Source organism: Rubritalea sp., assembly GCF_039830215.1.
Lineage (GTDB): Bacteria > Verrucomicrobiota > Verrucomicrobiia > Verrucomicrobiales > Akkermansiaceae > Rubritalea.
In genome coordinates, this window is sequence record NZ_JBDOPO010000355.1 from 1 (window position 1) to 11,013 (window position 11,013).

At 48.0% G+C, this 11,013-nt stretch carries 7 protein-coding genes and 1 pseudogene; 5 read left to right on the forward strand and 3 right to left on the reverse strand.

Annotation, left to right across the window (positions count from 1 at the left end):
* Positions 1 to 548, forward strand: a 548-nt coding sequence (locus ABGY95_RS12035) for a hypothetical protein (protein WP_347441926.1), incomplete at its 5' end; no start/stop codon positions are given.
* A gap of 183 nt (positions 549 to 731) precedes the next feature.
* Here ABGY95_RS12035 and ABGY95_RS12040 read toward each other — a convergent pair.
* The 3 genes and pseudogenes from ABGY95_RS12040 to recN form a co-directional block, all read right to left on the reverse strand.
* A pseudogene (locus tag ABGY95_RS12040) lies at positions 732 to 1,139 on the reverse strand (DUF1501 domain-containing protein).
* 1,116 nt (positions 1,140 to 2,255) lie between these two features.
* Positions 2,256 to 2,414 (reverse strand): hypothetical protein, encoded by a 159-nt coding sequence (locus ABGY95_RS12045; protein ID WP_347441927.1) that lies wholly within the window; start codon positions 2,412 to 2,414, stop codon positions 2,256 to 2,258.
* A 240-nt stretch (positions 2,415 to 2,654) separates the two neighbouring features.
* Positions 2,655 to 4,307, reverse strand: a complete 1,653-nt coding sequence (recN, locus tag ABGY95_RS12050; RefSeq protein ID WP_347441928.1) for a DNA repair protein RecN — start codon at positions 4,305 to 4,307, stop codon at positions 2,655 to 2,657.
* A 115-nt stretch (positions 4,308 to 4,422) separates the two neighbouring features.
* Here recN and ABGY95_RS12055 point away from each other — a divergent pair, with 115 nt between their 5' ends.
* From ABGY95_RS12055 to lysS, 4 genes are all read left to right on the forward strand, one after another.
* On the forward strand, positions 4,423 to 5,199 hold the full coding sequence (locus ABGY95_RS12055; protein WP_347441929.1) for an MBL fold metallo-hydrolase: 777 nt from the start codon (positions 4,423 to 4,425) through the stop codon (positions 5,197 to 5,199).
* A gap of 15 nt (positions 5,200 to 5,214) precedes the next feature.
* Positions 5,215 to 6,792 carry a TIGR03790 family protein gene (locus tag ABGY95_RS12060; RefSeq protein ID WP_347441930.1) on the forward strand — a complete coding sequence of 526 codons (1,578 nt, stop codon included), beginning with the start codon at positions 5,215 to 5,217 and terminating at the stop codon, positions 6,790 to 6,792.
* Between the two features lie 8 nt (positions 6,793 to 6,800).
* A complete protein-coding gene (locus ABGY95_RS12065; RefSeq protein WP_347441931.1) occupies positions 6,801 to 8,165 on the forward strand; it encodes a DUF2851 family protein in 1,365 nt (454 codons plus the stop codon).
* Between the two features lie 920 nt (positions 8,166 to 9,085).
* Positions 9,086 to 10,558, forward strand: a complete 1,473-nt coding sequence (gene lysS / locus ABGY95_RS12070; RefSeq protein ID WP_347441932.1) for a lysine--tRNA ligase — start codon at positions 9,086 to 9,088, stop codon at positions 10,556 to 10,558.
* Positions 10,559 to 11,013 lie beyond the last annotated feature (455 nt).

Consider the following 11,013-nt stretch of genomic DNA (forward strand, 5'->3'; position numbering starts at 1 on the left):
AAAAGAACACCTCCTCTATCGAGTATGTATGCATGGCTGTGGCTGTGTTTATACTACTATGGCTTGCCGTCTATTTCGTTATCTACACGAGCTCTCATACGACGATTGTCAACGAGCCTGTTTGGATGACTAACGCCCCGATTGAGGGCAAGTATGCAGCCATTGAGTCGATTACTACGCACTGGGTAGAGAAGAACGAGGCATATCACCCCGTCGCTGTCATCACCCTCGACCCGAGCAAGAGCAAGTCTGGCTCGCTGCGCACACTGTTCCGAACTAATGTCGGGGCTCTGGCAGATGTTAGCAAAGTTATCGGTGACTCAAATACTTCAAAATTCGAATCCGGTTTATTTGAAAATGGCGAAAGCACGATCACAGTCCAGTGCACAAAAGGATTCGCTAACATGTCGGAATTCCTAGGCTATAAAGCTCAAGATGATTCACGCTGGCAAATCGAAATCCGCGAAGGGAAAGGAGGTTCACGCAGTGCCTCAGATTTCGAAAAACTCGCGCATGCTCCGATAGATCCAGTCATCTTCGATGACTAAAAAATAGCATTCTAAATCAGACTAATATTCCTTTTATTATCTGGGCTTTATTCACCCAGCGTACTTTTGATTTAGCCCTTGGAATGGGATGGACTGAGAGCTTTTGGTAGTCATAGTCCATTAGAGGAAGAGTAGTGGCGCTTAGATCCTAGGTACGGTCTGGGTCTTTGACAAACTTGTAGCCTAGTTAGTCAGTTTCACCTTAGGAAAATCCATTCTTTTCACCGGCACCAGCCATCCACATATGCTGAATGAATTCGTGTTGTGATCACGCCCAGCACAGTTACCCGCGTTCCCGCCACGATTCTCCTGTATCGGTGTACGACCAAACTCACCGCCCCAAACCACTAGTGTTTCCTCTAACATTCCGCGTTGTTTTAAGTCAGTGTGTAAGGCTGAACTGGTTTATCAGTCTGCATGCGCTCATACTTAAATCCATCGTGGAGCGCTACAGACTTATTTGACCCGTGAGAATCCCCCCCCATCAAAAAGCTGCACAAAACGCATACCACTCTCAATGATTTTACCAGCTAACAGGCAATTGTTAGCAAATGATTCTTTGCCAGATTGTGTGCCGTAGAGTTCGTGCACCTCCTTTGTTCTTAGGCTATCTCCATTAACTCGGGGGCACTTGACTGCGTCCTGTAGGCCATTTCGAACTGGGCAATGCGGCAAGGGTTTCAGGACTCTCCCCCCCGACTGATCGAATTTCGCTTTATTCTCATCATTCAGTGCGTCTAATGCTGGCTACAAATGCTAGAGTTCACCAGGTAGGATTTCGCTCAATGAGAATGGAGTCACTAGTTGAGCGACACTGTCTCCCACTATAGAGGAAGGGAAGATAACCCAAGCACCAGAGTGATTTACCTGCGCCCGGCAGCCGCCCACCGGAGAGCAAGACCATGTAGCCTTGCATAATGTCATTTTCAGCACTCAGTTCGTATGCTATCGACGATCCGATCGATGGATGCACTATATACAGATTTCCTGTCATAATTTTCAGCTGATCGAGCCATAGTTGAATTGGTCTTTCTGCCTCGAATGGATGAAACAAAGATCATCTACGTGCCCTGCTAGATGCGGCAATCTGTAAGAGATAAAGGTGCCACTTTGACACTATTGCGCAAGTCGTAGACAGGCCCTAAAACCTTTGGGGATACTTGGATAAATGCGATTCGCTTGATGGGCCTTAGTCGCAAGCCAGATCGAGCCAATCCCGCGAGCTAAATCACACATAAAATGCCTTATTGTACTGAAGTTGGGTTTATCGCGGTGTAGTTTTGGAAGAGATTCATAGAGACTATTTGATGATACTTGCGTCGGGATTTAAAAGTAATGAACCGAGAACGGGGCACGCAGATCCATCGGAGTAGAGATTTCTGACTCCAATTAAACTCGGAATGAACCTTCAGCTAGTAACTTTCCAGGATCAAGATCGATGAGGCGCAGCTTACCAGATCCATTGACACATTAGCTGTTCCTGAACCAGATGAGGATGGCCATTTTTTCCGCTCCCTTTTTTAGGGGCTTTAAAAGCAAAAATGGTGGCCTTGGCGAGTCGACTATCGAGCGAATGACTTGAAGCAATGAGGAATACAGCAACACTTTCTTGAGTTATTTCAGCTGATCCTCTGACGGTTTCATGGAAATTCCTAGTGAAGCATCTTAGTCTCCAGTGATTTCACATATCATGTGCAACACGCCAGCCTAAAAAATCACGATTCGGTTCACAGACAAATGCGCCCCCTTGATGCTCCAATCCTGCAGAAAATTCGCCCGCCCATTAGCGCCAAGCCAACGTCCATCGTTGCGCATTGCAGCTAGATGGCTATCTGTAAGCGCTTCTTCCGCTGTTAGTGTAGCCATAGGACAGACGCTCTGCGCCAATTCTTGAATGTGTAAGGACGGAAGCTAAGGTTGGTTAGACTGAGCCATGAGGCTCGTGCTTAACACCGAGAATGTGAAAAGGTCGGTGGCTAATATGAGTGAATCTGTTCGATTTTATATGAAACTAGAACGAACTTACTTACAAACAGCTCTATATCACTAAAGAATTCTTGCATTTCCATAGTAGAACCTAGTCTTGGAACTCTTAGTGAACGTCGGTTAGGCGCCTTGAGGTAGCAAACTCAAAGCCATCGCCCTTGCTTGTTCACCGTCGCCACCACCTAACATCCTAACAAGTTCATCGATACGTTGGTCTGCTTCGACTTGGCGTAGCGACGAGCGGGTTCTACCGTTCTCTACTAGTTTATCCACCACGAAATGCTCCGCAGCAACTGCGGCGACTTGCGGGAAATGAGTGATGGAAATCACCTGATGTTTCTCGCCTAACACAGCCATTTTCTGCCCCACCGCGCGTGCTATTTCTCCACCAACATTGGCGTCAATCTCATCGAACACCATGAGCGGAGTGGCATCTTGATCTGCGAGGGCACTCTTCACGGCTAACATCACACGCGAGATCTCACCGCTTGAGGCTACTTGGCGTAGCGGTTTAAGCGGTTCACCTGGGTTTGGACCAAACTGGAAATCAACCGATTCTAGACCACTAGAACTGGGAGTTTCATGTTGCGATACCGAGACTTCGAATGATGCCTGTTTGAAGCCAAGTTCCTTGATGTGTTTAGATATTTCTTTCGCTAGGCGTGGTGCTGACTGTTTCCGTTTAGTGGTTAGTTTAAGTCCAACAGTTTCTACCTTAGCCTTGAGTTGCTCTGCATCGGCACGAAGTTTCTCGATCAATCCCCCACGGTTCTCAATAGCGCTAAGGCGCTCGCTGGCGCGGGCATGGTGAGAACAAACATCTTCAAGACTTGGGCCGTACTTACGCTTTAGCGTCTCAAAAGTGTTAATCCTTGCTTCCAAAGCTGATGCCTCGGCTGGATCTATCTCAAGGCTCTCTGTATAACCAGCCATACTACGCTCTAGCTCCTGCAGCTCAACCAAAGCGGAATCCAAACCTCCTAGTAGCCCAATCGTTGCTGGATCAAGTCGTTCTAACTCGCGGGCTAGTCGCTGGACTTCACTCAGACGCTCATTGACTTCACGTCCAAGAATTCCGGCAATTTGACTACTTCCCTCGACTAGCCGAGTGCTGTTCGATGCTCTTTTATAGCGGTCCTCTATCTCGGCTTCTTCCTCAGGTCGGATGTCTGCAACATCGATTTCTTCCACCTGAAACCTTAATAGATCGAGCTCTTGCTCGTTTGCTTGCTCACTCTTTTGAAGACTCTCTAACTCGGTGACTTTGTCTCTCCATTCAGAATAAATTGCACGATAGGCTTCACGCTCATTTTGTGCGATAGCGTAGGCATCCAACATAGAAAGCTGACGCTCTACAGAAAGTAATGATTGGTGATCGTGTGGACCGTGAAGATCAACCAAGTGCTCACCTAGATTCTTAAGAACCGATAATGTTGCGGGCGAATTATTGACGAACTGTTTATTTGAATTTTGGCCTATCACTCTTCGGATCAGCAACTGCTCACCATCGCAGGGTTCCACACCGGCGTCTTCTAACAGACGATTCACTTCATCAATGTGCTCAAGATCGAATACCGCTTCCACGGTGCATGAAGATTCACCAGTGCGAATCATGCCTTTGACAGCGCGTTCACCCAGGACCAATTTTAAGGCCCCCACTATTACGGACTTACCAGCGCCGGTCTCACCAGTCACACCGATGAGGCCTGTACCTAGCTGCCAAGTGAGCTGATCAACCAAAGCTAAATTCTTGATGGAAATATGAGTAAGCATGCGTTCTTGTTTGAGATCCGCACGATTATGCAAGCCCCGCTCAACATAGCAACTGCACATCTATGAGAAATCACTCTTTTCAACCACCTCTACTAAGCTCTATGCTTGGTGCATATTGAAAACGACTCTCACTTTCCTCGGCACATCGACATCAGTTGGCATTCCTGTCATCGGCTGTGATTGCCCAAGTTGCAGCTCCGACGATCCGAAGAACGACCGAATGCGTTCCTCAGTGCATATCCAGACTGAGTCACACTCCGTCCTGATCGACTCAGGACCAGACCTTCGCCAGCAAGCTTTACGCCACAAATTACGCACCGTGGACGCAGTGCTCTATACTCATTGCCATCTCGATCACACTGCGGGATTTGATGAACTCCGCGCGTTTTGTTGGAGACGCGACTCACCACTGCCGATGTACTCAAGTCAGAGCTGTCTGGACGAACTTGCCAGAGTCTATGCTTGGGCATTTTCCCCGGACAATATTAACAAAGGTTATATCAAACCTCTTGCCTGCCCAGTTACTGAGCCCTTCATGTTAGGTAAAATGAAGGTCACTCCTCTACCTGTCCAACACGGGTCTGTCGAAACTATAGGATTTCGTTTTGATCAAGATGGACATGCGAGTATCGCATACATTCCGGATGCTAAGTCGGTTCCCGAGAGCACGCGGACACTACTTAGAGGACTCGACCATTTCATCATCGATGCTCTCCGCCCACATCCTCATCCGACACATCTCTCACTGGGTGAATCTGTAGAGATAGCCCAGTCAGTCGGCGCGAAGCAAACATGGCTGACACATATTTCACACGAAACCAACTATTTATTAGAAGAGTCCAAATTACCTACTAATATACGATTTGCTTACGACACCCTGAGCCTTTCTTAGCCCACCATACCCGTTATGCTCATACGAATATCACTATTGCTTGCAGCCCTTTACTCCACTCTCCAAGCTAGGCCCAGCATCGACCCAACTTCTGTTGTCATAGTCTACAATACCAACAATGCTGAGTCGTCTAAGTTGGCATTTTACTACGCTAGGCAGCGCTCCATCCCTGATGAAAATATTGTTGGTTTAGACACACCAGACAAAGGGCACATCTCACGTGCCGAATATATCTCAACTATTCAGAACCCTCTGCGCAGGCAATTTCAGAATAAAGTGTGGTGGAAACTAGCTAAAACAGCCGATGGCATTATTCTCCCATTGGAGAATAAAAAGCGATTACTCGTCTGCATGTATGGTGTACCTTTTGGCATTCTCCAGCAAAAAATTCCAAAGGAAGAATCAGACAAAATGCACATCACTCAGCGCGCTAACTCGGCAGCTGTCGATTCCGAGCTCGCCGTATTAGGCATTCAAGGCGTTCCCATCCAAGGGCCTCTGCCGAACAAGTATTTCAAAAAAGACTATGCGTTTAGCAGTCAAAGAGAGCTTACACCATACTTTATGGTTGGCCGTATCGACGGGCCAGACTTTGCCACATCCAAGCGCTTGATAGATGATGCAATCGCAACCGAAAAACAAGGGCTCTGGGGTATGTGTTACCTCGATATAGCCCTCAAGGGCGGTGCCTACAAAATTGGTGATGAATGGCTCAAAAACATAGATAAGCTCAATTGGCAAAAAGGCATACCAACAACCGTCGATAATAATAAACAAACTTACCTCAGTAACTACCCTATGCGAGATGTCAGTCTTTATTACGGCTGGTACACTAGCACAGTCAATGGACCATTCCGCAACCCTGACTTTGAATTCAAGAGAGGAGCAGTGGCTATTCACCTACACTCATTTAGCGCTAGTAACCTGCGCGACAAAAACAAACACTGGGTGGGCCCCCTCCTATATAAAGGTGCTGCAGCCACAGTAGGAAATGTCTACGAACCTTACCTACAGATGACGCACTACTTCGACATTCTCAACGACCGCCTAATCGATGGGTACACATTTATCGAAGCGGCTAGCATGGCTATACCAGTGCTCTCTTGGCAAAATGTAGCAATTGGTGACCCACTCTATCAGCCATTTAAGAGACTCGACGGGACAGGTGTGATAGAAGAGGAAGACAAATTCTATCGCTCAATCAACCTAACCTTCAATGCCTGGAAATCCTATGCTAAACAACTCAAAACTAAACTAACTGCTGGTGCCATCAACAAGAATGATGCCAGGTACTATGAAGTTTTAGGCCTATGGAACCTCCATAGCGGTGACAGCAAACAAGCTCTAGCCCAATTTTCCTACGCTGCAAAAAAATACACAACGAGCAGTGACAAGGTGCGTATCGCTCTTCACCTCGCCAATATTTACGTTGGAGAAAAGAAGAAGAACCTGGCGGTTGGAACCCTTGAGGAAGCTCTAATAGGAAGGCAAAAACATACCTCTGGCCGACCACTGAAGTCTATGCTCAACATTCTCAATCCCCCCCCACCACCAGCAGCAGAACCAAGAAAAAAGCTAACACCTAAGAACTAGGGACTCACATGCGAAGTTACTCCCAGCTCTTACTACACGTTTATGGAAATCGCTTAGCCGATGACCAACCAGTCGCGCTCCCTGACGAAATCACGCTGCAAGCGATCTGGTTCAATGGGCTTTTCGGCCGCACATTTACCACCACAGATGGACGGTCAGTTGTGGTTCGTCAATTTGGATTTTGGAACCGCACCGCTGGCCCAGACTTTCTCCATGCTGCTGTCGAGATTGATGGGAAAACGCACTCTGGCCCGCTCGAGCTAGACACCCATGCCAGCGATTGGGAAAACCATGGCCACGATACCAACCCAGTATTCAACGATGTCATTCTACATGTCATTTTTAGAGATTCTGCTTCACACCACTTTACCCGCTCCGAAAACCACTCAAATGTCCCCAAGGTCGTCATACCAGAGTTTTTGGTAAAAGAGGCACTGTCTCAACCGAGACACACCTCCGCCACAGCTAACATAGGAAGATGTTTCAAGCCATTAGAGCACATGTCGGCTGGCGCTATAGAGCAAGTCATGCTCGCCGCTGCAAAGCATCGTTGCGCGATGAAGGCCAAACATCACCAACTCATCCATGATACTCACGGAAAAGATCAGTCACTCTGGATAGCCCTGGCCCAAACACTGGGCTATCGTCCAAACAAGCAAGCTATGGCGCAACTTGCCCAACGCATGCCGATCCATTACCTGCGGCAGCACACTGATCTCGCTCCCCCTCTCCTTTTCGGTATAGCCGGCTTCCTTCATCCAGACATTCACGAACAGGCGCCCATAGATTCACAACGCTGGTTAGAAGAGCTCTGGAACACCTGGTGGAAACACCGTGGAGAACACGAACTCAGCGAAGATCGGTCGGTCCAATGGACTCGCTCAGGCATCCGCCCGATCAACCACCCACAGCGACGACTAGCCGCGCTTGGTCACATAGCTCAACATTGGCCAAGTTTCCGTAAACTCTCGGGCCAGACAAATAACCTCATCGAGTGGTTAGAAAACCTCCGCGACCCATTCTGGAGCCACCACTACACTCTCACATCGAAGCGCAGTGACAAGCAACTTGCTCTAGTCGGCAAGGACAGGATCCGTGATTTATTGATCAACCACTTGCTGCCAGTACGTATCATCCAAAATGACGAGACAGCTTGGAATGACTATATTAAGCTCCCTGCTCCGGCCACCAGCGAATCGATCAGCCGCGTCAGCACGCGCCTCTTCGGGCAAAGGTCAGATAAAAAAGAATTTCTGAAAAAGGCATGGCAGCACCAAGCGTTATTGCAGATCTATCACGACTTCTGCTTAGAAGACACTAGTGACTGTGACTCTTGCCCCTTCCCCGAGCAAATGCACAAGCTCTCGCAGTAGCTAATTACCCATCAGAACCCTAGACAGCCAATTGAGTAGTAAAGAATGGGTGGAAAAGATTCCATCTAGGAGAAGGAAAGTCAGAATAGAAGGCAATGGATACTGGCGCGATAACATGTTTATCGAGCGATTCAGGTAGAGTATTAGGAATGAGAAAATTAGGCTCTGAAACTACAGTAATGCACAGAACTAGAAACTTTGGTTGATGACAGGTACGCGATATATAACTACCTGAAAAGACATCAATCGTTATCGCCCCCCATGGAGCGTCTAGCAAGAAGCCCAACGACAAACTAGAATGCTCCCCCGTGAAGAATCATTCCAAAAAAACAACAAACTTCTACTCAGGCTCACTTGGCGAGCAAAATGCTGCTCTCTAGGCCCTGAAAAAGTGCACACCCTAACACACGTGATGTTGAAAATCTAATAGCAGGGAGACACTTTAAACTACTCAGGTAATTCTAGGGTAGCCCATCCCATGCGCCATGCGCGAACGGCCAACAGTCTCCTCACTAGAGAAAGTTATCAAGTCATTTGAGATCATTACCCCTCACTTGAAATAGCACTTAACCATAGGCCTGACTCACTATAAAATGGCCCGCACACTAAATAACGGAGATACAGCCCAAATGTCACAGCTACCACACTATGATTTTTCACTGCTACCCGGCGAGTTGCCTTGGTAGAGAGAAATGTGAAGCGTTATTCATTTGCACAACATCAAGACATAACTTGTCTCTGCGCAGTATGCAACCTACATCATAGATATATGCCCCATCTGATGCATTTTTATACATAAACGTGTTTCTATCCTACATGGATCGGAGTTTAGATGCCTTCGATATGTGTAGTGGTAATGCTACTTAAACCGATGAATTGTTGCTTGCAAATCGACCATTCCACCGTAGTCTCCGCCGCCTATGAGCGAGCAGAACACGCAGCCACAATCCACCGAAGCAGAACTAATCGCAGTTCGCACCGAGAAACTAGCTAAACTCCGCGAGTTGGGAATCGATCCCTACGGAGCAAAATTTGATGTCAGCATTACTCCTGGTGAGCTCAAAGCTACTTTTGCAAACGACAAACCGGTGACTATTGCTGGGCGTCTCCTCGCGATCCGTGATATGGGAAAATCTGTATTCGCAACTATCGGTGACGTGCATGGCCGCATCCAGATCTACCTCAACAAAAAGGGAGTTTCTGAGACTGACTGGGCAGCATGGAAGCTCATGGACATGGGCGACTGGATCGGTGTTGAGGGTGAGACCTTCACCACTGGTAAAGGCGAGCCATCTGTTCAGGTCGCTAAGCTCACAGTTCTCTCTAAAGCGCTTCGTCCTATGCCTGACAAATGGCACGGCGTGAGTGACCGCGAGACAAAGTACCGCAAGCGTCACCTCGACCTCATGTCGAACCAGCACAGTGCTGACCTCTTCGTTAAGCGTTCACAGATGGTTGCGGAAATCCGTAACTTCCTCCACCTGCGCGGCTTCCTCGAGGTTGAGACACCAATGCTTCATGACGTTGCTGGCGGCGCTGCTGCTAAGCCATTCGAGACACACCACAATGCTCTCGATATGCCACTCACCATGCGAATCGCTCCTGAGCTTCACCTCAAGCGTCTCCTCTGTGGCGGCTTCACTAAGATTTTTGAACTCAACCGCAACTTCCGCAACGAAGGAATTTCACGTCGTCACAACCCTGAGTTCACCATGCTTGAAGCCTACTGGGCATTCTCAGATTTCGAGCAGATGGCTGACCTGGTAGAAGAAATGACCTGTCACCTTGCAGAGAAATTCTGTGGCGGACTTCAGATCGAACACAAGGACGAGAACGGCGAACACGTTCGAACCATCAACCTCGAACGCCCATGGAAGCGTGCACCGTACCACGACCTCATCAAAGAAGTCGCTGGTGATGATTGGTTCGACCTCACTGATGCGCAGCGCGTCGCTAAGTGTGATGACTTAGGAGTTCAAATCTCACCAGAGATGGAAGACTACGAAGTCTCACAACAGGTTTTCGAAAAGCTTGTGGAAGAGCACAGCTTCGACCCATGTTTCGTGACACACGTTTCTAAGGAACTCATCCCACTGGCTAAGCTTAACCCAGAAAACCCAGAGGTCATCGACGTCTACGAGCTTATCATCAACGGTCAGGAAATATCCCCTGGTTACTCCGAGCTCAACGACCCAATCCTCCAGAAGCAACGCTTCGAAGAACAGGCTGGCGGCGAGACTCAAAGTATCGACCACGACTTCGTCGAGACTATGGAATCAGGAATGCCACCTGCTGGCGGCATCGGCATCGGCATCGATCGCCTCATCATGATGCTCACGGGCGCACCGACGATCCGTGACGTTGTCCTCTTCCCACAGCTTAAGAAGAAGTAGTTTCTTCAATTGCTAACTAATTTCAGTCCTCACAGCTCTATCGGGCTGTGAGGATTTTTCTTCCCCCCTTCTGAGGCTACTAATCCTCAGTACGCCAAGGTTCCTTTTTCCACACAACTAGTCTAAGAGCACCATTCAGAAAACCTGGACTGCGCGTGGCTCGACACCGCTCTGCGGCGGACGCGGCTTGACGCGTGTGGCGGCTAAACAGATCTAGCACCCCCAATTCAATCAAAACGCTATAAACAACAGGCTTCATAAATAAGCTGTTCTTTTCAAAGTTTCTAATGTCATAGGTACCTCTTCCATTCATCAGACTCGGCAACTGCTTTTAGATGAGCATTTTTTACCTCATTATCACAAATACAGTCACTATTTTGATATACAAATCCACCATCTATATGTTTAAAGTCATGACCATCTTTTGCTAGAACTAATTTTTTACTCCCTTGTGC